The sequence below is a fragment of the Rhizobium cerradonense genome (assembly GCF_030182455.1).
In the GTDB taxonomy this organism is placed as follows: Bacteria; Pseudomonadota; Alphaproteobacteria; order Rhizobiales; family Rhizobiaceae; genus Rhizobium.
Map to the genome: position 1 here is coordinate 45219 of NZ_JAQJCK010000015.1, position 22376 is coordinate 67594.

The window sequence follows — 22376 nt, forward strand, 5'->3', positions numbered from 1 at the left end:
GCCGCCACTCCGATCGCCAATCGCTGCGGACGGCTTCCCTCACTTTATGCCCACGCGTCAGTTGCCGCCGGGAGCAATCAGAATGTCATTCCGCAATCGAACACATGACCCTCGCGTTCAGGCAGCGATCCTGCTCGCCCCGGCCATGCTGATCTACGCGATTTTCGCGCTTTATCCGATGCTGAACGTGGTGGTGTTGAGCTTTCAGAAATGGAATGGCCTCGATCCCCAACGCCCATTCGTCGGCCTGGCGAATTATCAATATATCTTCACGCAGGATCCCGTTTTCTGGGTCGCCTTCCGCAACACGGTGATCTGGACGATTATGTGCGTGATTTTCCCGCCCATGATCGGCCTGCTACTGGCACTGAGCCTCAATCAGAAGCTTTTCGCCCGCAATACCTTCCGCGCCATCTTCTATCTGCCGGTCATTATCGCCCCGATCGCGGTCGCGACCATGTGGAAGTGGATGTATGATCCCTTCTTCGGCCTTTTCACCGAGATCCTGACGTCTATGGGGCTACAGGACTGGATTCAGGACTGGCTCGGCAATAAGGACATCGCCCTCTATTCGGTCTTCGTGGCCTATCTCTGGCAATCCGTCGGCTTCTCCATGGTTCTGTTTCTCGCGGGTCTGCAGAATGTTTCGCAGACGCTGGTCGAAGCCGCACGCATTGATGGCGCCGGGCGCTGGAACATCTTCCGATACGTCACCCTGCCCGCGCTACGCACCACGCTGACAATCGTTCTGGTGCTATCGGTCATCTCGTCTCTGAAGGCCTTTGACATCGTCTACGGCCTGACAGGCGGCGGGCCGGCGCAATCAACCCAGATGCTGGCGCTCTGGGCCTTCACGCAAGCCATGCAGATCTTCGATTTCGGCCGCGGCGCTGCGATCTCCGTTGTCCTGCTGCTCATCACCATCGCCATCGTCATTCCCTACCTGCGATGGACGCAGAAGCATGAGGAGGCCGAACAATGACGGTAGCATCGGCATCATCCATGTCGGATGGCTTCGAGACCATCATTCCGGCAAAGCGCAAGCGGGATCCCGTCCTGATCGGCTTGTGGATCGCGCTTCTCCTCGTCGCCGCGATCTGGCTTGCGCCTTTCGTCTTCATTGTCTTCACGTCGCTCAAAACGCAGGCTGATGTGACGACGACGGGCGCCTTCGTGCCACCCCTCAATCCGGCTTTCGAGAATTATTCGAGCGCCTGGGGTCGCGGCAATTTTGCCAACGCCTTCCTGAACAGCACTATCATTACCGTCATCAAGGTGCCGCTCGGGCTCATCCTTTCAGCGATGGCGGCCTATGCACTCGCCAAGATCCGGCTGAGGTTCAGCAAGATACTGCTGCTTCTCGTCGTCTTCGGCACGATGATCCCCTTCCAGGTCATGCTGGCGCCGCTTTTCACGCTGGTCAACTCTCTTGGCCTGATCGACACTTATCCCGGCGTGATCCTGCCCTACATCGCCTTCGGCGTTCCCTATCAGGTCTTCATCTTGCACGGCTTCTTCAAAGGCATTCCAAAGGAGCTGTCCGAAGCCGCTCTGATCGATGGTGCAAGCCATTTCACCATCTTCCGCCGGATATTCCTGCCGGTTTGCCTGCCGGTACTCGCCGCGTTGCTCATCCTTGATTTCGTTTCGACCTGGAACGAGTTCGCCATGGCGCTCGTGCTCTTGCAGGATCAGCACATGTGGACGCTGCCGCTCGGGCTCATGTCCTTCCAGGGGCAGTTTTCAAACGACTACGGCCAGCTCAATGCCGCGATCGTCATGACCGTGCTGCCGGCAACGCTCGTCTACCTCATCTTTCAGCGATATTTCGTCTCCGGCCTCACCTCCGGCGCCGTCAAGGGCTGATCAATCACCTAATCGGCAAGTCTTTCGAGGAGAATATCATGTCCAGTGCAACCGTCGAAAAATGGGGCGTCTTCGAGGCCGCTTTCAACGGTCCTTCGGGCGGCAATCCCTATCTCGACGCAGCATTCGATGCCGTGTTCAGCCAGAACAGCCGCGAAATCCGCGTGCCCGGTTTCTATGACGGCGACGGCGTCTATCGCGTCCGCTTCATGCCCGACAACGAAGGTGAATGGTCCTTCAGGACGCGTTCGAAGACCCCGGAACTCGACGGCAAGACCGGCTCGCTGACCGCCACCAAACCCTCGCAGGGCAATCACGGCCCAGTGCGCGTGCGTAACAAATTTCATTTCGCCTATGCCGACGGCAAGCCGTTCCTTTCGTTCGGGACGACCTGCTATGCCTGGACACATCAGCCGCTGGAGATGCAGGCCCAGACACTCGATACGCTGAAGAAAGCACGCTTCAACAAGATCCGCATGGGCGTGTTTCCGAAGGACTATCCCTATAACGTCAACGAACCTCTCCATCCCTGCTTCGAAAAGGGCGCCGACGGCAAGGAAGACTTCGATCGGCCGAACCCCGTCCTGTTCCGGCATTTCGAAAGGCAGGTAGCCGCACTATGCGAACTCGGCATCGAGGCCGACATTATCATGTTTCACCCCTACGACCGCTGGGGTTATGCCGACATGTCGGCCGAACAGGATTTCCGCTATGTCGCCTATCTCGCGGCGCGGCTTGCCGCCTATCGGAACGTCTGGTGGGCGCTCGCCAACGAATATGACTTCCTTCTCGACACCAAGCCGATGGCGCAGTGGGACCGCTATTTCCACATCCTCGAAGAGAACGACCCCTACGGCCATCTGAAGTCCATCCATAATGGCGAACCGACGATGAACTTCGATCATCGCAAGCCCTGGGTGACCCACACCTGCATCCAGAACTGGGATGTGAAGCGCACGCAGGAATGGCGCGACGCCTACGGCAAGCCGGTCGTCAACGACGAGCCGGAATATGAAGGCAATATCATCCAATCCTGGGGCAATCTGACGCCGCAGGAACTCGTGCATCGCTTCTGGATCACGATGACTCGCGGCGGTTATGCCGGTCACGGCGAAACCTATTCGCATCCGCAAGACCTCATCTGGTGGGCGAAAGGCGGGGAACTGCGCGGCGAGGCATGGAAGCGCATCGGCTTCCTGCGCGACCTGCTGGAGCAGGATGTCGTCAACGGGCTTGAGCCGCTCGGCGCCAGTGGTGAATGGCCCTGGACGCGCGTCTCAGGCGCCGAGGATGGCGATCTCCGTTATATCTATCTTGGCGAGCACCAGCCCGTCGTCTGGTCCACCGGCCTGCCCAAGGACGGCACTGACTACTATGTCGACATCATCGACACCTGGGAGATGACGATCACCCCCGCAAAGAAAGTGGAAGCCCCGATCCCGCACCCCACCCGGCACGGCGCAATCGTGCGCGGCGGCAAGGCGGATGCGGCCTTTGGCGTCGAACTGCCGGGTAAGCCATACCAGGCCCTTCGCATCCGCAAGAAAAACTGATCGGGTCTACAGGAGGAATTTCATGTCCGGATTGAGCATCAAAAGCGTCAGGAAATCCTACGGAGCGGTGGATATCATCCATGGCGTCGATGTCGATATATCGGACGGCGAATTCGTCATTCTCGTCGGGCCATCGGGCTGCGGCAAGTCGACCCTTCTCCGGATGATTGCCGGGCTGGAGGAAATCACCGGCGGCGAAATCTCGATCGGCGGCCGCGTGGTCAACAACCTGCCGCCCAAGGACCGCGACATCGCTATGGTCTTCCAGAACTATGCGCTTTATCCGCAGATGACGGTCGCCCAGAACATGGGCTTTGCGCTGGAACTGGCCGGCGCTAAGCGGACGGAGATCGACCGAAAAGTCGGCGAGGCGGCGCAGATCCTCGGGCTTCAGCCGCTGCTCGGCCGCAAGCCTGCGCAACTTTCCGGCGGCCAGCGCCAGCGCGTCGCCATGGGGCGCGCCATCGTGCGCGATCCGAAAGTGTTCCTCTTCGACGAGCCGCTGTCCAACCTCGATGCCAAATTGCGCGTCAAGATGCGGGCCGAAATCAAGGCGTTGCACCAGCGGCTGAAGACGACGATCGTCTATGTCACGCACGACCAGATCGAAGCGATGACGATGGCGGATAAGATCGTCGTGCTGCAGGGCGGGAAAGTCGAGCAGATCGGAACGCCGCTCGAGCTTTACGACCGGCCAAGGAATGTCTTCGTCGCGGGCTTCCTTGGATCGCCAGCAATGAATTTCCTGGAAGGCAGGCTGACGGCCGGCTCGAATCCGAGGCTTACGCTCCCGAGCGGCGCCGCAATCGAGCTCCTGGCGGCTCCGGTCCAGGCGGGCGACCGGGATGTCATCGTCGGCATTCGCCCCGAAGACATATCCTTTGCGACGGATGGCGGAGTGCCGGCCAAGGTCACCGTCGTCGAGCCGACCGGCTCGGAAACCCATGTCACCCTCGATCTGGAAGGGCGCGAACTGACATGGGTCATGCGCGAGCGCGCCGAATTGGTGCCGGACCAGACGGTGAAACTCTCCCTCAAATCGCCGAGCATCCACTTCTTCGACAAGCAGACCCAACAGCGCCTGTAGAAACTTGCGCTGTCATCGTGCCCGTCATCGCGCCGATCGCCGTTCGGCGTCGCTCATGACCGTCAGGACACGTTTTACGAAGGCGGCGCCGTCGAACTGCTTCGGGGCGCCTTCAGTGGAATGATCCGGCCGCTCGAATATGAACGCCTCGACATTGACCACCGGCAGGCGCAGGCGGTTGCGCACCCGTCCGATCATAGCTGTATGCGTCACGACAACCTGGCAGCCCTTCGTTTCGAATTCCGTATCCATGCCGGACGCCGGAACGGCGGCAACCGTCAGCCCGCGCGCGGACAGGACCGAGCCGATGCGCGTGGCGACCTGCTGATTGTCGAGGCAGATCAGCACATCCGCCCGACCATGCTGTGAAGGAGAATCCAAAAGCATCTCGTGACCTCTCATTCGAATGCGGGTCAAACATAGAGCTTTTCGATGTAAAGCAGTGTTGTATCTTGTTTCATTTTGTTGCAGCGGCGTGGCGCGTCCTTTGAGCCCGCGCCCAATGGGCTTGACCGCCGCAAACTAAAAGAATTTGCCGTAATACAATGCAACACATGCGGCCGGCGAAAGCTGGTTTCCTTGGCCTGCCTGATTCGAGCAGGGAGGCAGGATGTGAAACCAATCCGCAATGCCAGATGGAGCAATCCGGGACGAATTCTGAATGGATTGAGCGCCTTAAAATGCTTTCTCGGCAAGCAGCAACGTGTCTACCTTTGCGCCGCCTGTCTGTTCTGCAATCTCATGTTCTGTATTATCGGGGCGAGCCCGCGCCAGTTCATCATATTCAACATTCTCGTGCTTCTGGCTTCCGGCGCCAAAACCCTGGAGGCTGCGCCACTTGCGGCCGAGACCTGCTCCATCGCAACCGACAATCGATCTCGGCCTGCCCGCGACTGGAGACCTGTATTGAGCTTTTCAGCTCAACTAATCGTCGCCTGCTATGCGGCAACGGTGCTCGTCGACAATCTTGCCGCAAGCCCGACAGTGCTCAGTACGATCCACTAAGGAAGCTGAATCGTCTCCCAATGCCGCTTGAAGTCTTTGCCTGCTCCAGCCGCGGCGGATTGCCGCGAACGCGATTTGATGGGAGGAATTCGCCTTCCCGCTGCTTAGCATTGGCGAGATTCGGGGAGAGGATTTCACATGTATGTCGGTACGCAGTTTCAGGCTCGGGACGATGATGACTACCGGGTCATGGCCCAGTTGGGCGTCAGGCACGTCAATGCCGATCCCGATGGCAATCCGCACGACTGGACGCTTGATATTCTCAACGCCCATCGTGACCATATCGAGAGCTTCGGCCTCATTCTCGATATGATCCAGCTCCCGATGAGCTCGAACGTGATCGAACGGCAATACAGCCCGGACATTTTGACGGCCGGACCGAACCGCGACCGCCAAATCGATTCCATCTGCCGCCTGATCGAGAATGCCGCCGCAGTCGGCATTCCCTCGGTCAAATATAATCTCAATATCATCGGGATCCCTCGTACGGAGATGGAAACCGGGCGCGGCGGATCGAGAAACGAGGCCTTTCGCTGGGAAAAGGCCGATCACGATGCGCCGCCTTCGATCGCCGGCATCCTCGGCGAGGAGGAGAATTGGGAGCGCATCGATTATTTCCTGTCACGCGTCGTTCCGGTCGCCGAAGCCTGCCAAGTGCGTCTTGCCTGCCATCCGCACGACCCCTATACGCCGCCGGGCTATCGCGGGGTCACGCGCGTTCTCGGCAGCGTCGAAGGCCTGAAGAAGTTCGTTCAGATGCATGAGAGCCCCTACCATGGGCTGAATTTCTGCCAAGGCACGGTCGGCGAAATGCTCGACAATCCGGCCGAGGAAATCTTCGACGTCATCCGCTGGTTCGGAGAGCGGAGCAAGCTCTTCAACGTCCACTTTCGCAACATTCGCGGCTGCAAACTCTCCTTCATGGAGACCTTTCCGGAGGAAGGCGACATGGATATGTGGCGATCGCTCAAAACCTACGCCGAGGTCGGCTACCAATATATGATCATGCCGGATCATGTGCCGCGCCTCTCCGGGCGCGACCCGGAAAATACCGCCTTTGCTTTCACCTATGGCTACATTGCCGCCATGCTGCAGGTGCTGGAGAGCGATAAGCGGTAGTTGCCCATAGCCGCGGAAGGCTTTTCCGCCAGTTCCCATTGATGCCTTTCGCTCCTCCCCTAGATCTGGGGCAGGAGAGTTCCATGCGCATTGAACATGCCTTTCTATTCGATCTTGACGGCACGTTGGTGGACAGCGTCTATCAGCACGTGCTGGCGTGGAAAGAAGCCTTGGATGCCGAAGGTATCGAGCTCTCGATATGGCGCATCCATCGAAAAATCGGAATGAGCGGCGGATTGTTCACCAACCAATTGCTCCGTGAAACCGGCATCGAGATAACCGACGAGAAAAATGAGCGGTTGCGGCAACTTCATGCCGAAGCCTATCGCCGCCTCGGCGCCCAGATACGCCCTCTTCCTGGCGCAAGCGAGCTTCTCCGCTGGCTTTCGGACGCCGGAATTCCGTTCGCGATCGCCACAAGCGGCCGCATGGAGACGGCAGCGGTCAATATTGCCGCATTGGGGATCGACCCGACGGCATTCCCGATCATCACCCGGGACAAGGTCAAATACGCCAAGCCCGACCCGGACCTGTTTATTGCCGCAGCAGAAGCCCTCGGGGTTGCGATAGAAAATTCTATTGTCGTAGGAGACGCCATCTGGGACATGCTTGCGGCGACGCGTTGCAAGGCGCTCGGGGTCGGGCTGCTGAGCGGCGGCTATGGCCGCGAAGAACTCAAGGATGCCGGGGCGATCCGCGTCTATGAAGATCCGGCCGACCTTCTCTATCACATCGATGAAGTGGGAGGGCGGCGCTGAGCGGGAAAACGCCGACGCGTCAGTTGCCCGCAGGCATATTGTAGGGCGTGATAATTTCCACCGCAGACAGCACAGCCGGCGCCACGCGCTCTTTCACCACACCGCTCATGATTGCTCGAAATGCCGAACGTGCATCTGTTCGCAGGTCGTGATGCAACACAAAACCAATCTTGCCTGCGGCAAGGAGTGCGCGATTGTCGGCATCGAGATCATGCGCGACAAAAATGCGGATGTCCCTCCCGGCCTCCTCGAAGGCGGCAAGCACCGCCCTGTTTCCGCCGCCAATGGAATAGACCGCATTGATCGTCGCATCCGCCGCGATGGCGCGGGCGGCGAGGATTCCCGTGGCAGCGTCGGCGCCGTGGCCTTCGCTGATTTCGGCAACGCCGATCTGCGGATAACGCTCGCGAAGGACGCGGCGAAAGCCGATTTCCCGCTCCTCCTCGCCGCGAAAGCGACCGCTCGACAACGTTACAAGCACCCGGGCGGCGGCCCCAGCGAAGTAATTCCCGACAAGATAGGCCGCCGTCTCGCCGGCGGCACGATTGTCGGCGCCTGCGTAAACCGCGCGCGAAGAATTTGGCAGGTCCGTCACCAGGGTAACGACGGTGATGCCGGCTTTGGCCGCACGCTCGACCGCAGCCGTAATCTCGGGAATATCGGGAGCTTTCAGCACGATCCCATGGGTACCTCTGAGCCGGATGCGATCGAGCAGGTGCACCATTTCAAGCGGCTTCATGACTTCCGCAAAATGAAAACGGCAGCGGAAGACCGTCGGCAAAAAGGTCGCCACCTCGGCTTCGAAGGCAGCGCGCACGGCATCGGAAAAACGCGCCGGCGTCTCCATGACGATATCGATCGCAAGCGTCCGCCCGCTCACCGCAACCCCCGCCTGCTGCTTTTCCAGCTCGGCGATCGCCGCCTTCACCCGCATCTCTGTCTGCCGGCGCACGCCTGCCCGTCCGTTCAGCACCCGGTCGACGGTGGCGGTGCTGAGTCCGGCTTGAAAAGCGATGTCCTTGACGAGAAATGGATGTGACACGCGTTTCATTCTGATGGTTTTTTGATGGATTTGTGATCTATAACACATCGGCCTCTGCCGTATAGTGCCTTCATCAGGGATGGAGGAGCATCTGATGAAAACCGACAATCCTCAGAAACAACGCGCCGACCGCGTCTGGCTGACCGAGGACGCCTGCGATCTCGACGATTTCCGGGCACTGGCCGAGAAGACCACCGCGCTTTCAGACTATCCAAGCGCCGATCACGTCGAGAAAAACGTCCTAATCTACGATAGCCGCAAGGTTCTGGCTGATATTGCCGATCCTCAAGGCCGTCGCGCCGTGCTCGCTGAAATCTGCGAGGCCTTCGGCGAAGGTCCAGGCGTTGTCGTCTTCAAGCGCGCTTATGAGGATCTCTCCGTCATCGATCGCGCCAGCACGATTTTCGACGACATCATCAAGGAACAGCATCGCACGGCCACCGGCGGCGGAGACCACTTCGCCAAGCCCGGCGCCAATGACCGCATCTGGAATTCGCTGGAAAAACATTGCCTCGCCGATCCCGCCAACTTCGCGGAATATTACGGCAATGCCATTGTCGCCATCGCCAGCGAAGCTTGGCTCGGACCAAACTACCAGATGACGGCGCAGGTCAATCGCGTCAATCCCGGCGGCGCGGCGCAGTCCGCTCACCGCGATTACCACCTCGGTTTCCAGACATCGAAGGTGATCGAGCAGTTTCCGGCCCATGTGCACAGGCTCTCACCTGTTCTGACCTTGCAGGGCGCGGTTGCCCATTGCGATATGCCGCTCGAAAGCGGACCGACGCTTTTCCTGCCGCACAGCCAGACCTATGTGCCCGGCTATCTCGCGCTGAAGCGCCAGGAGTTCCGTGACTATTTCGATCGCAACCATGTTCAGCTTCCGCTCGAAAAAGGCGATGTCGTCTTCTTCAACCCTGCCCTCTTCCACGCGGCCGGCAACAACCGCTCGGCCGATATCAAGCGCGTGGCTAACCTTTTGCAGGTTTCCTCTGCCTTCGGCCGCGCCATGGAAACGGTCAATCGCGAACGCATGAGCGCACGCCTGTTTCCGGCGCTGAAGGAACTGAAATCAGCAGGCAAGCTCTCCGCGGCGGAAGTGTCGAACGCCATTGCCGCCTGTGCCGAAGGCTATTCCTTCCCAACCAATCTCGACCGCGACCCGCCCATCGGCGGCCTCGCGCCAAAGACGCAGGCGCAACTGATGCATGAGGCGCTGGAGGAAAACTGGAGTGACGAGGCTTTCAGCAAGGCGCTTGCCGAACAGGCGGACAAGAAGCTGACCTGACAGGACCGAAGACGCGTCCAACAAGATGAGGCCTCTCGCATCCGCGAGGGGCTTTCCGCATATCGTAATAGACCATTTCCGGGAGGAACCACATGAGCACAGACCACAGCCGTCTCGACGGCAAGATCGCTATCGTCACCGGCGGCACACAGGGGCTCGGCGCCACCATCGCCCGTCTCTTTGCCGATCGCGGCGCCAAGGGCATCGTCATCTGCGGCCGCAACGAGGTGAAAGGCAAGGCCAAGGCCGAGGAGATCTCGGCTGCAACAGGCGCAAAGGTCGTCTATGTCAAAGCCGATCTTGGCAATGTCGAAGAGGCACGTAACGTCGTGCATGTCTGCGACCAGACCTTCGGTCGCGTCGACGCGCTGGTCAACGCCGCCGCCATCACCGATCGCGGCACCATTCTGGACACCAGTCTTGAGCTTTTCGATGCCATGTTCGCCGTCAATGTCCGGGCGCCATTCTTCCTGATGCAGGAAGCCGTCAAGGTTATGCGGCGCGAGAAGATCGAAGGCACGATCGTCAATATCGGCTCGATGTCCGCCAAGGCCGGCCAGCCTTTCATCGTCGCCTATTGCGCCTCCAAGGGCGCGCTGGAAACCCTGACGAAAAACACCGCTTACGCGCTGCTGCGCAACCGTATCCGCGTCAACGGCCTCAACATCGGCTGGATGGCCTCTGAAGGCGAAGACCGGATCCAGAAGGAATATCACGATGCGCCCGCCGACTGGCTGGAAAAGGCAGCGGCGAGCCAGCCCTTCGGCCGTCTGGTCGACCCGCAAGAGGTGGCCCGCGCCTGCGCCTATCTGTCGTCGGCCGAATCCGGCCTTATGACCGGCTCGGTCATTTGTTTCGATCAATCGGTCTGGGGCGCTTACGACGGATCGCCGCATCCGGTAGCGGCCCTCTGAAAAGGGCTCAAACGATCGGCGCGAAGGAATGCGCGCCGATCGGGGTCATTTCCCTCGACATCGACTGGCAGATACTTACGCGTCTGACAGCTCAGCTTTCAAACTGACAAACGCTTCCTTCACATATTGTGCAAGCGGCTTGCGCCCTTGCTCTTCCGCCCAGCTATCGATGGCGAGGCGCAGGGCGCCGACGGAGACCATCGCCACCATGCGCAGCGCCTTGCGCCGCGTGGTTTGCGGCCAGAGTTCGCACAGCGCCTCGAACACGGCCTGCTCCATTTGCAGGTATTTGGTCTGGTTGCTCGCACGTAGCTGTTCGCTCGAGCGGAGGATGCGATCGATGACGACGGCCTGATCGGCGTCGTAGTTCTCCACCAGTCGCAGATGGGCACTGCGAACGACATCGAGCGGCGACTGGTCCGTCGATTGCGCCAGAACGGCGGCGCGAAGGGCTTCCGGCAGGCCTTTTTGCCAAGCGGCCAGAATCTCCTCTTTCGACGTGAAGTAATAAAAAAAAGTTCGTCGCGAGATGCCGGCCGCCTCAGCGATCGCATCCAGCGTCGTCGCCTCGTATCCGTTGGCAGCAAACAGCCCGAGCGCCGACTCGGTAATGCGCTGAAGCGTCTCGCGTCGCTTCTTCTCGCGCCAGCCTTCCTGTTTTGATCGATCCTGCTCCATCCCCGAAGCGATAACAGAAATCGCACATCTTGTAAAATCGCACTAAGTGTAATATTTGTACCGCATGAGGCAAATTTGAGGACCGATATGAAACGGGTGCAATATGACCGCTACGGCGGGTCGGAAAAAATGTATTTCGGCGAATATGACCTGCCCGAGCTCGCGGATAACGAGGTGCGCGTGTCGATCAAGGCCGCGGCGATCAATCCCTTCGACTGGAAGCTCCGCCGAGGAGCAATGAAGTTAATGACCGGCAGACGTTTCCCGAAAGGGATGGGCACCGATTTCGCCGGGATCGCCGAGGCGGTCGGCAGTAAGGTGACGAACGTCCGGGTTGGCGACGAAGTCTTCGGCACGGTAGATTTCAAGAAGTCTGGCGCATTCGGCGAAGCAATAAACGTGGATGCCCATTACCTTGCAAAAAAACCGCCGCCGCTTTCGTTCAGTGAGGCAGCCGCACTGCCCATCGCGGCAATGACGGCGTGGGTGGCGATCAACGACAGGGCGCAGGCCCGCGCCGGATCGCGCATCTTCATCAACGGGTGCAGCGGCGCCGTGGGTGCCTTCGCAGTCCAGTTGGCCATCGCCAAGGAAGCACATGTGTCCGGCACGTGCGGACCGGCATCGATGGACAGCGCTAGAGCTGCCGGTGTCGATCCGATATTCGGCTACTCCGACCAGCAAGCCTATGCGCTGAATGGAAGGTTCGACGCCATATTCGATACGCTCGGAACGCTCGGCGTAAGCGGCGGTCTTTCGATGCTCAGGCCGAAGGGCGTGTTCGTCGACATCAATCCCACACCGGGAAGAATGCTGCGTGGGATGCTATCGCGGCGCTACAAGCTGGCCTTCGCCACCCAGGGAATCCGGCATCTCCCAGCGATTGCCGAGCTTGCCGGCAACGGCACGCTGCGGCCGTCGATCGGTCTGGAAGCGCCGTTCAGCGATGCGCTGTCGGTCATCGCGGATGCAGAAAACGGGCGGCTTTCTTCAGGAAAGATCGTGCTCCTCCGTCACCTGTAAGGATGATATGGGCCACGACATGGCTTTAGGGTAAACTAATATACATGAGGAGATTCCAGCGGGGCACAGAATGGCTATCTTCATGGACCGGCATGATCTTGCGGGGGTCACAGCGGCCGATATCGCCGAAGCACATCGTAAGGACCTCGACATTCAAGATCAGTATGGGGTCAAGTTCCTCACCTACTGGTTCGACGAGCGGCGCGGAACTGCATTTTGCCTGATGGACGCGCCCGATATGGAAACGGCTCAATGCGTGCACCGCGAGGCGCATGGCTTTATCGCCGCTGAAGTTGTCGAAGTCGCGCTGTCGGCGGTCGAGGCATTTCTCGGCCGAATTCACGATCCCGAGCCGGCGTCAGGACAGTCCTCAGTCGCAATGGATGCTGCCCACCGGGCAATTCTCTTCACCGATATCGTCGGCTCGACCGAAATGACATCACGTCTCGGCGACCGCATGGCGACCGAGTTGGTGAGGGCTCATGACGCCATTGTTCGCAGATGCCTTGCCCGTTCTTCAGGCCGCGAGGTGAAACATACCGGCGATGGCATCATGGCGACGTTCGTCTCAACGACCGCAGCCGTCGATTGCGCAATAGCGATCCAGCAGGAATTCGAGCTTTACAATCAGGGCAACCTTGAGCCGCTTCATATACGCATCGGATTGGATTGCGGCGAGCCCGTCGAGGACAGCAATGACTTGTTCGGTTCGACCGTTCAACTTGCTGCGCGATTGTGCGCCTCGGCCTCTGCAGACCAGATCCTCGTGTCGGAAAGCATTTTTCGGGAGTACGGCACCGCCGATTTCTTCGCACATGCGGCCCACCGGCGGCTGAAGGGTTTTTTAAAGCCTGTCTTGGTCTTCCAATGTGACTGGTGCAAAGCCGCCCTCCAATGAACGAATTCTCGTGACCGTGCGGGACCCTCGGTATCGAGCATTTTTTCGCCTTTGAGTGGCGCTTTCCTTACCGCAGCAAGGAATTCGGTAACTGCTTATAGACGCGGGAAAATCTGGCACGACGATCTGAAGAGGCATCATGCTGCTTCAAGGGAGAACATGTCGGCGAGCCAATCTGGCGGCATAAAAAAGGGAACAAAGCGGCGGCGGCGAAAGTTGTCATGTCGAACTCTCATGTCGAACCAACGTGAGCAGCGGCGATGACATCAACTGCGAACGAGGGGTTGCCGAGCACTCCACCCCAGATTTACTACGTCAATCCCCTGCTTCTCAGAGGGATCGATGCCTGGCGCGAAGTCTTCAACCACGCAAAGAACATCGGCTTCGATACAGTTCTGACCGCACCTCTTTTCGAGCGGGGCGGCGACAGCGTGTTCGCAGCACGGAATTTCGAAAATCTCGACCCTGAATTCTCGCTTGGAACATCTCTCGTCGATGGTTTGAGAGCTTTGACGCTGGCGGCCAGAGAGCGCGGCATGGCGCTCATGATGGACCTCGTGCTCGACAGGAAGGCGCGCGACGCATCCGAGGATACGCGCCCGCTCGATCCGAGGCTCTCGCCATTGGACGCGCGCAGCTCGCTTGTCACCCTCGCCGCGGAAGATCAGCAATCGCAGCTATTGGCAGAGTGGACAAAACGGCTGCAGGCACTGACGCAGCTTGGAATATCGGGTTATCGCTGCCTTGGCACCGATCGGGTGCCCCCGGAGCTATGGCGATCCTTGATCGCAGCGGTCCGGGAGAAGGCGCCGAATGTGCAATTCTTTGCCTGGACGCCCGGTACCGCCTTCGAGGCGCGAGCTGGATTGGACGGTGCAGGCTTCAATGGCTGCTTTTCATCGATGGCCTGGTGGGACTTCGACGAAAGGTGGTTCATCGAGGAACATCGCGTCCAGCAGCCGCTTGGCTGGCAAATCGCTTTTCCAGAGCCGCCCTTTGCCAAACGTATGGCCCACGGCACGGAAAGCCGGGAAATACGCGAGCGCCGGTCCATAAGGGCGTTGCGGCTTGCCACGTCGTTGAGCGGCGGGCTCATGGTCCCAATGGGATTCGAATATGGCGCCGCGCTGCCGCTCGATCCCACCCATGGAGACGGATCGGGATTGCGAGGTCTTCGCCATGACCTGACCTTCGATATCTCCTCCGAGATTCGCGCCGCCAACACGCAAATCGGCACGAACGGCGCGAGATTTCATTCGTCGCTTTCTCTCATCCGCAGCGCAAAAAGCCCGGTATCGGCTCTCATTCATTCAAACGAAGAGGATCTGCGGAACGCCGACCGTATACAGATCATCCTCCTCAACCGAGACCTTCGGCAAAGTGCGCCTGCGCCTTTGATGGCGCTACGCGAAGCAGCGTCTGGCTTTCTCCCCTTCTCGAATGGGATTGATGCGACCCTTCGCCTGCGCGCGGGAGAAATCATCGCGTTCGAGGCGACGGCGTCGACGCCGATCACGATCGCCCCAACACTCGACATTGCACGGGCAACCGCTTCGCCGCGCCTGGCAATCGAAAACATCATGCCGCGGGTCGATGATGGACGATTTCCAGTCAAGCGGGTTGTCGGTGACATCGTTTCCGTCGAGGCTGACATCTTCGCCGACGGACATGATCCGATCGCCGCGGCTCTGATGTGGCGCTCCATGGATGCGAGCGCATGGAGCGAGGCGGAAATGCGGCTGGTCGAGAACGATCGCTGGCGCGCCGAATTCCCGCTGGAGCGGGTCGGTCGCTATGAATTCGCAGTCGAAGCCTGGAGGAGCCTGTTTGCGATCTTTCGCTATGAGCTGGCGAAGAAGAACGAGGCACGGCTCGATCTCAAGCTCGAGATTCAGGAAGGAATGAACCTCATTCGTGCAGCGCTTGCAGAGGCGCAAGGCACCCTTCGAGCCGAGCTGCAGGCCCTGTTTCAGAAACTGGAATTCTCCTCCCAGGCGGAGCGGACCTCAATTTTGCTCAATGCGCATACGTCCGATCTGATGGCGCGAGCCGACAAGCGGCCATTCCGGGTTCGCTCGGAGGCTAGCGCAGTCGAGGCCGAGCGGAAGTGCGCGGCATATGCAAGCTGGTACCAAATCTTCCCGCGGTCGCAGAGCGGCGATCCAGACAGGCATGGCACCTTCGATGACGTTATCGCCAGACTGCCCGCCATTCGCGACATGGGCTTTGATGTGCTCTATTTCCCGCCGATCCATCCGATCGGTTCGACCAACCGGAAAGGCCGCAACAACAGCCTGCAGGCGGCCCCCGACGATCCTGGCAGCCCCTATGCCATCGGCTCCGCCGATGGCGGCCACGATTCCATCCATCCGGAACTCGGCACTTTTGAGGATTTTCGCCGCCTGATCAAAGCGGCCGAGCATCATGGCCTCGAGATTGCACTCGATCTCGCCATCCAGACATCGCCTGATCACCCGTGGCTGAAGCAGCATCCGGGCTGGTTTGACTGGCGGCCGGATGGGACGATCCGTTACGCCGAGAACCCGCCGAAAAAATACGAGGACATCGTCAACGTCGATTTTTACACGAAGGATTCGGTGCCCGGGCTATGGCTCGAGCTGCTGCGGGTCGTCCAGTTATGGGTGGATCAGGGCGTAAAATTGTTTCGAGTCGACAATCCCCACACCAAACCGTTTCCTTTCTGGGAATGGCTGATCGACGATATCAGGGCGCGTCATCCGGATGTGGTTTTCCTGTCGGAAGCGTTCACCAAGCCGAAAGTCATGTACCGGCTTGCAAAGCTCGGCTTTTCCCAATCCTACACATACTTCACCTGGCGCAATTCCAAGTGGGAACTCGAGCAATATATGCGGGAGCTCACCCAGACAGCCGCGAAGGATTTTTTCCGCCCGCATTTCTTCGTCAACACGCATGATATCAATCCGGATTTTCTGCAGGATGCCCCTCGCCCGGCCTTCCTGATCCGCGCCGCGCTCGCGGCAACTCTTTCAGGTCTTTGGGGTGTCTATAACGGCTTCGAACTTTGCGAGGGACGTCCCGACGCCAAGCGGAAAGAATATGCCGACAGCGAAAAATATGAGATCCGCGCCTGGGATCATGATCGGCCCGGAAACATCATCGCCGAAATCCGGATGCTCAACCGGATCAGAAGCGAAAACAGCGCATTGCATTCGCATCTGGGGCTAACGCTTCTCAACGCACCCAACGAAAATATTCTCTTTTTCGAAAAAGCGAACCCTGCCCGCGACAACGTCCTGCTCGTCGCCATCAGCCTTGATCCCGATCATCCGCAGGAGAGCGAGATTGAGATACCGCTCTGGCACTGGTCACTCGGGGATGGCGGCACGTTGGACGCCGAGGATCTCATCGGCGGCGGTCGCTTCAGTTGGACCGGCAAACGGCAGAGGATCAGGCTTGATCCACAAAGCCTGCCCTTCGCGATCTGGCGCGTCCGGTCAAGGGAGGCATGAATGGATACGATGCAGCGCGACAGGGAACGCGATCCGCTCTGGTACAAGGATGCGATGATCTATCAGCTCCATATCAAATCGTTCTACGATGGCAATAATGATGGCGTCGGCGATTTTGCGGGGCTGCATCAAAAGCTCGACCATATCGCGGCGCTTGGAATCAACGCCATTTGGCTGCTGCCCTTCTTCCCCTCGCCGCGCCGCGACGACGGTTATGACATTGCCGATTACGGCAACGTCAGTCCGGATTACGGGACGATGGAGGACTTTCGCGCCTTCGTGGACGCCGCCCATCAGCGCAATATCCACGTCATCATCGAACTCGTGATCAATCACACCTCGGATCAGCACCCCTGGTTCCAGCGTGCCCGCCAAGCGCCGGCAGGGTCGCCCGAACGGGATTTTTACCTCTGGTCGGATACCGATCAGAGGTTTTCAGAAACCCGCATCATTTTCGTCGATACCGAAAAATCCAACTGGACCTGGGATCCGGTCGCCGGCGCCTATTATTGGCATCGGTTCTACTCGCACCAGCCGGATCTGAACTTCGACAATCCCCTGGTGATGGAAGAATTGCTGAAAGTGATGCGCTTTTGGCTGGAAACGGGCATCGACGGTTTTCGCCTGGATGCGATCCCCTACCTCGTCGAGCGGGAAGGCACGATCAACGAGAACCTGCCCGAAACCCACGCGATCCTGAAGCGGATACGCGCGGCGTTGGATTCGACCCATCCCGGCGTGATGCTGCTGGCTGAGGCGAACCAATGGCCGGAAGATACGCGCGAATATTTCGGCGACGGCGACGAATGCCATATGGCGTTTCACTTCCCGCTGATGCCGCGCATGTACATGGCGATCGCCAAAGAAGACCGTTTTCCGATCACCGATATCCTGCGCCAGACGCCAGAAATTCCGGACATCTGCCAATGGGCGATATTCCTGCGCAATCACGATGAGCTGACGCTCGAAATGGTCACCGACGCCGAGCGCGATTATCTCTGGGAAACTTATGCCTCCGATAAGCGCGCGCGCATCAATCTCGGCATCCGCCGGCGCCTTGCGCCGCTGATGGAGCGCGACCGCCGCCGCATCGAACTCATGAACGCGCTTCTCCTATCCATGCCGGGAACGCCGGTGATTTATTATGGCGACGAAATCGGCATGGGCGACAATATCTATTTGGGCGACAGGGACGGTGTCAGGACCCCGATGCAGTGGTCTTTCGACCGCAACGCCGGCTTCTCGCGCGCGGACCCCGCGCGCCTCGTTTTGCCGCCGATTGCCGATCCGCTCTATGGATTTGAAGCCGTCAATGTCGAGGCGCAAAGCACGGATGCCCATTCGCTTCTCAACTGGATGCGCAGGATGCTGGCGCTGCGTGGCAAACATCCGGCATTCGGACGCGGCTCGCTGCGTTTCCTCTCGCCGGACAACCGTAAGATTCTTGCCTATCTTCGCGAATTCGAAGACGAAACCATTCTCTGCGTTGCCAATCTTTCCCGGCTGCCGCAGGCCGTGGAACTCGACCTGTCACAGTTCGAGGCGCGCGTGCCGATAGAATTGACGGGCATGTCGCCATTTCCGCCCATTGGCCAATTGACCTACCTGTTGACGCTACCGCCCTACGGCTTCTTCTGGTTCCAGTTGGTCGCCGATGCGGATGGGCCCGCCTGGCGGACAGCCCCTCCCGAGCAGCTCCCCGACCTGTTGACGATGGTCATCCGCCGGAACCTGCTGGAATTGGTGGATGAGCCCAGGCATGCGAACATCCTGAATTCCGAGATCCTGCCGGCCTATCTTGCCAAGCGCCGCTGGTTTGGCGCGAAAGACCAGACGCTGCAGGCGGCCCGGCTGATTTCTGCGACACCTATCCCGTTTGCCGAAGGCGTCGTGCTCGGTGAATTGGAGGCGACGCTTCCGGATCACATGGAATCGTACCAGCTTCCGCTCGCCGTGGCGTGGGATGACACACAGCCCCCCATACTCGCCCAGCAGCTCGCGCTAGGCAGGCTCCGCCAGGGCCGGCGCGTCGGCTTCCTGACGGACGGGTTTGCCGTGGATGCGATGGCGCGCGGGATCGTGCGCGGCCTTTGCGAACGGTCCCACACCACCGGCCGCACGGGAACCATAGAGTTCATCGGTACCGATCAGCTCGATCATCTTGAAATGACCGCTGACATGCCGATCCATTGGCTCTCGGCAGAGCAGTCGAATAGTTCGCTGATCATCGGCGACCTGGTCATCATCAAACTGATCCGGCATATCTTTCCCGGCATGCATCCGGAAGTCGAGATGACGCGCTTTCTGACCCGGGCCGGCTATGACCACACTGCCCCCTTCCTGGGCGAGGTTGCGCATACGGATTCCGGCGGACGCCGATCCACTCTCCTCATCGTCCAGGGCGCGATCCGAAACCAGGGCGACGCCTGGAACTGGATGCTGAGCAATCTTCGTCGCGCCGCCGACGAATTCGCCTTGAGCGATCCGGCCGCTCAGCCGCGCGACGATTTTTTCCAGTCGCTGACGAACTTCGTCGGCATGGTCGGTCAGCGGCTCGGCGAGTTGCATGTGGTTCTCGCCCAAAGTACCGAGGAGGAGGCTTTCAAACCGGTCACTGCGGCCGATGCCGAGGTCGCATTGCTGAAGAAAGCAATCACCGGCGAAGTCTCCTATGCCCTATCGAAGCTTGCGGAACTGGATGAGACCGCCGATCCGGATATCGATGCGCTGGCGAGGCCGCTTCTGAAGCGCCAGGCATCGATTATCGACCTCGCCGATATGCTGGCCGAAAGCGTCCGCGGCACGCTCATGACACGCGTGCATGGCGACTTTCATCTCGGCCAGATCCTCGTCAGCGAAGGCGATGCGGTGATCATTGATTTCGAAGGCGAGCCCGCGAGGAACCTTGCCGAGCGCCGGGCCAAGACAAGTCCCTTGCGGGATGTGGCCGGACTGTTGCGGTCGCTGAGTTATCTCGCCGCGACCGCCGACCTCGACAATGATGCGGTCATCGAGCACGAGAACGAGCGTCGGCGGAAGGCCATCGCGCGTTTCGCCGGGAATGCCGAACGGGCTTTTTTAACCGCCTATTTCGAGGCAATTTCTGCGTCGGCTGCACTGTCCATGCCGCCCCAACAGCGGCGCAGGATTCTCGACGCCTTTCTTCTGGAAAAGGCTGCTTATGAAGTCGCCTACGAGGCGCGGAACCGGCCAAAATGGCTGCCCATTCCATTGGCAGGGCTTTCGGGCATCCTGTCCAATCTTATGGAGGCTCGCTAGTGGATATCGAACGCTCCGATCTTCTCGCCGACATCGGACACGACGCGATTGCGGCACTGATGCAAGGACGCGATGGCGATCCGTTTGCCATCCTTGGGATCCATAAGCACGGCATATTCACGATCGTGCGTGTCTTCATGCCCGGCGCCGATGCGGTTGATATCATCGACACGGCGAGCGGCCATGTCCTGACGGCCTGCCAGCTTGTTCACCCCGCTGGACTGTTTGCCGCCGCCATTGCTTCAAAAATGGACTATTGCCTTCGGATCAAGTGGCCGGACGCGGTTCAAACGACTGAGGATCCCTACAGCTTCGGGCCTCTGCTCGGCGAACTCGATCTCCATCTGATTTCCGAGGGAACCCATTACAATCTGAGCCGGACTCTCGGCGCCATCGCAATGGAGATCGACGGCATTGCCGGCGTTCGCTTTGCGGTATGGGCGCCGAACGCGCGACGGGTTTCGGTGGTTGGAGATTTCAATTCCTGGGACGGCCGACGCAACCCCATGCGCCTGCGGGCGCCTGCGGGCGTTTGGGAAATCTTCATTCCCCGGCTGACGCCCGGCGAGCGCTATAAGTTCGAGATTATCGATGCAAGCGGCACCCGCCTTCCACAAAAAGCCGATCCGGTGGCGCGGGCGAGCGAAGCTGCTCCTTCCACCGCCTCCATCGTCGCCTCCTCAAGGCCGTTCCGCTGGAGCGATGACAAATGGATCCATTCCCGACAATCGAGAAATGGCCTGGAAGGGGCCGTCTCGGTCTACGAAGTGCATGTGGGTTCCTGGCTTCGAAATCTTCAGGACGGCAACAGGTCTTTCGATTGGATCGAACTCAGCCAGCGGCTCGTCCCCTATGCGCATGACATGGGGTTTACCCACATAGAGTTGCTTCCCATCATGGAGTATCCGTTCGGCGGCTCCTGGGGCTACCAGCCTCTGGGCCTTTTCGCCCCGACAGGACGCTACGGCACACCGGAAGACTTCGCTTATTTTGTCGATCGGTGCCATGGAGCAGGCCTGGGTGTGATCCTGGATTGGGTGCCCGCGCACTTTCCGACCGATGTCTGGGGCCTCGCCCGCTTCGACGGCAGCGCCCTATACGAACACGAGGATCCCCGGGAGGGTTTCCACGGGGATTGGAACACGTTGATTTACAATCTCGGCCGCAACGAGGTGAAAGGCTTCCTGATCGCCAGCGCCTTGGAGTGGTTGGAGCGCTATCACGTCGATGGCCTGAGGGTGGATGCGGTGGCTTCGATGCTCTACCGCGACTACAGCCGCAATGAAGGCGAATGGATACCCAATCAATATGGCGGACGGGAGAACCTGGAAGCGGTCGAATTCCTCAAACACCTCAACAGCATCATTCATCAACGATGCCCGCACGCACTCACGATCGCCGAGGAATCCACCGCATGGCCGGGTGTGACGAAACCACCGGAGCAAGGCGGCCTGGGCTTTGACATCAAATGGAACATGGGCTGGATGCATGACAGCCTCACCTACATGTCCAAGGATCCCGTTTACCGCCGCCATCATCATGACATGATGACCTTCGGCATGATCTATGCCTATTCCGAACGCTTCATGCTGCCGCTCTCCCACGATGAAGTGGTCCACGGAAAGGGCTCGCTTCTGACGAAAATGCCGGGCGATACCTGGCAGAAATTCGCCAATCTTCGGGCCTATCTCGCTTTCATGTGGGGCTATCCGGGCAAGAAGCTTCTTTTCATGGGCGGGGAAATCGCCCAGCCGCGCGAGTGGCAACACGATCAATCCGTGACCTGGGATGTCCTCGACCAGCCGCGACACGCCTGCTTGCAGCGTCTGGTAAGAGATCTGAATGGCCTTTATGGCAGGGAGGAAGCCCTGCAATTCGGCGATCTTGATCCACAAGGATTCGAATGGGCGGTGGTCGACGACGCGGCCAATTCCGTTTTCGCGATGCTACGGTTTCCGAAAGACCGCTCCTATTCGATCCTTGTCGTGTCGAATTTTACGCCCGTTCCGCGCGACAACTATCGCATCGGCGTTCCGACCGAAGGGATATGGATCGAGGAGTTCAATAGCGATGCACATGAATATGGTGGCACCGGCTTGGTGAACGGGGCGCTGCCGGCGGCCTTGTCTTCGCTGAACGGGCGCCCCGCCTCGCTATCCCTTCGGCTGCCGCCACTCTCGACCATCTTCATTAAAAGCCCTAGATGATTGCGAGAGCGGCCACCGAGCCAGCCTCATGCTAGCTGACTGCGCAAAAATCCTGTTCGGTATTCCTCAGATACTTTGATCATTGCATCGCTCCCAGGAACAAGGCAGCATATTCTTCCTCGGCGCAGCAGCAGATCAATAGATTTTTGTATCTCTCCGAATTGCTAC

17 protein-coding genes are annotated in these 22376 nt (G+C 59.3%); 14 read left to right on the plus strand and 3 right to left on the minus strand.

Annotated features, from left to right (window positions below; translation table 11 throughout):
* Positions 1–82 precede the first annotated feature (82 nt).
* Genes PH547_RS25970 through PH547_RS25985 form a run of 4 tightly spaced genes read left to right on the plus strand, consistent with a single transcriptional unit; the run spans position 83 to position 4506 of the window.
* A complete protein-coding gene (locus PH547_RS25970; protein WP_120708270.1) occupies positions 83–982 on the plus strand; it encodes a carbohydrate ABC transporter permease in 900 nt (299 codons plus the stop codon).
* Positions 979–1866 carry a carbohydrate ABC transporter permease gene (locus tag PH547_RS25975; RefSeq protein WP_260304222.1) on the plus strand — a complete coding sequence of 296 codons (888 nt, stop codon included), beginning with the start codon at positions 979–981 and terminating at the stop codon, positions 1864–1866. Before PH547_RS25970 ends, PH547_RS25975 begins: the two co-directional genes overlap by 4 nt.
* Positions 1867–1904: 38 nt before the next feature.
* A complete protein-coding gene (locus PH547_RS25980) occupies positions 1905–3419 on the plus strand; it encodes a DUF5060 domain-containing protein (RefSeq protein ID WP_285169790.1) in 1515 nt (504 codons plus the stop codon).
* Between the two features lie 22 nt (positions 3420–3441).
* Positions 3442–4506 (plus strand): ABC transporter ATP-binding protein, encoded by a 1065-nt coding sequence (locus PH547_RS25985; RefSeq protein WP_285169791.1) that lies wholly within the window; start codon positions 3442–3444, stop codon positions 4504–4506.
* Between the two features lie 24 nt (positions 4507–4530).
* Here the strand turns inward: PH547_RS25985 and PH547_RS25990 are convergent, their stop codons facing one another.
* Entirely contained in the window at positions 4531–4893 is a 363-nt protein-coding gene (locus tag PH547_RS25990) for a hypothetical protein (protein WP_285169792.1), read from the minus strand.
* A 225-nt stretch (positions 4894–5118) separates the two neighbouring features.
* Here PH547_RS25990 and PH547_RS25995 point away from each other — a divergent pair, with 225 nt between their 5' ends.
* From PH547_RS25995 to PH547_RS26005, 3 genes are all read left to right on the plus strand, one after another.
* A complete protein-coding gene (locus tag PH547_RS25995; RefSeq protein WP_285169793.1) occupies positions 5119–5511 on the plus strand; it encodes a hypothetical protein in 393 nt (130 codons plus the stop codon).
* A 138-nt stretch (positions 5512–5649) separates the two neighbouring features.
* Positions 5650–6630, plus strand: coding sequence for a mannonate dehydratase (locus PH547_RS26000; protein ID WP_285169794.1), 981 nt, complete (start codon positions 5650–5652; stop codon positions 6628–6630).
* Positions 6631–6713: 83 nt separating this feature from the next.
* Entirely contained in the window at positions 6714–7388 is a 675-nt protein-coding gene (locus PH547_RS26005; protein WP_285169795.1) for an HAD family hydrolase, read from the plus strand.
* A gap of 19 nt (positions 7389–7407) precedes the next feature.
* Here the strand turns inward: PH547_RS26005 and PH547_RS26010 are convergent, their stop codons facing one another.
* Positions 7408–8430 (minus strand): LacI family DNA-binding transcriptional regulator, encoded by a 1023-nt coding sequence (locus PH547_RS26010; RefSeq protein WP_285169796.1) that lies wholly within the window; start codon positions 8428–8430, stop codon positions 7408–7410.
* Between the two features lie 94 nt (positions 8431–8524).
* On the opposite strand from PH547_RS26010, the gene PH547_RS26015 reads away from it, so the two are divergent.
* Complete coding sequence (locus PH547_RS26015) at positions 8525–9718, plus strand: phytanoyl-CoA dioxygenase family protein (RefSeq protein WP_285169797.1); 1194 nt, start codon at positions 8525–8527, stop codon at positions 9716–9718.
* A 92-nt stretch (positions 9719–9810) separates the two neighbouring features.
* Positions 9811–10632, plus strand: a complete 822-nt coding sequence (locus tag PH547_RS26020) for an SDR family oxidoreductase (protein ID WP_285169798.1) — start codon at positions 9811–9813, stop codon at positions 10630–10632.
* A 75-nt stretch (positions 10633–10707) separates the two neighbouring features.
* Here PH547_RS26020 and PH547_RS26025 read toward each other — a convergent pair whose 3' ends face one another.
* Positions 10708–11310, minus strand: a complete 603-nt coding sequence (locus PH547_RS26025; RefSeq protein ID WP_285169799.1) for a TetR/AcrR family transcriptional regulator — start codon at positions 11308–11310, stop codon at positions 10708–10710.
* 87 nt (positions 11311–11397) lie between these two features.
* Between PH547_RS26025 and PH547_RS26030 the strand changes: the two genes are divergently transcribed.
* From PH547_RS26030 to glgB, 5 genes are all read left to right on the plus strand, one after another.
* Positions 11398–12333, plus strand: coding sequence for an NAD(P)-dependent alcohol dehydrogenase (locus PH547_RS26030; protein WP_285169800.1), 936 nt, complete (start codon positions 11398–11400; stop codon positions 12331–12333).
* 70 nt (positions 12334–12403) lie between these two features.
* Complete coding sequence (locus PH547_RS26035) at positions 12404–13231, plus strand: nickel-binding protein (RefSeq protein ID WP_104827262.1); 828 nt, start codon at positions 12404–12406, stop codon at positions 13229–13231.
* A gap of 260 nt (positions 13232–13491) precedes the next feature.
* Positions 13492–16722, plus strand: coding sequence for a maltotransferase domain-containing protein (locus PH547_RS26040; protein WP_285169801.1), 3231 nt, complete (start codon positions 13492–13494; stop codon positions 16720–16722).
* Positions 16723–20001, plus strand: coding sequence for a maltose alpha-D-glucosyltransferase (gene treS / locus PH547_RS26045; protein ID WP_285169802.1), 3279 nt, complete (start codon positions 16723–16725; stop codon positions 19999–20001).
* Complete coding sequence (gene glgB, locus PH547_RS26050; RefSeq protein ID WP_285169803.1) at positions 20001–22208, plus strand: 1,4-alpha-glucan branching protein GlgB; 2208 nt, start codon at positions 20001–20003, stop codon at positions 22206–22208. Before treS ends, glgB begins: the two co-directional genes overlap by 1 nt.
* Positions 22209–22376 lie beyond the last annotated feature (168 nt).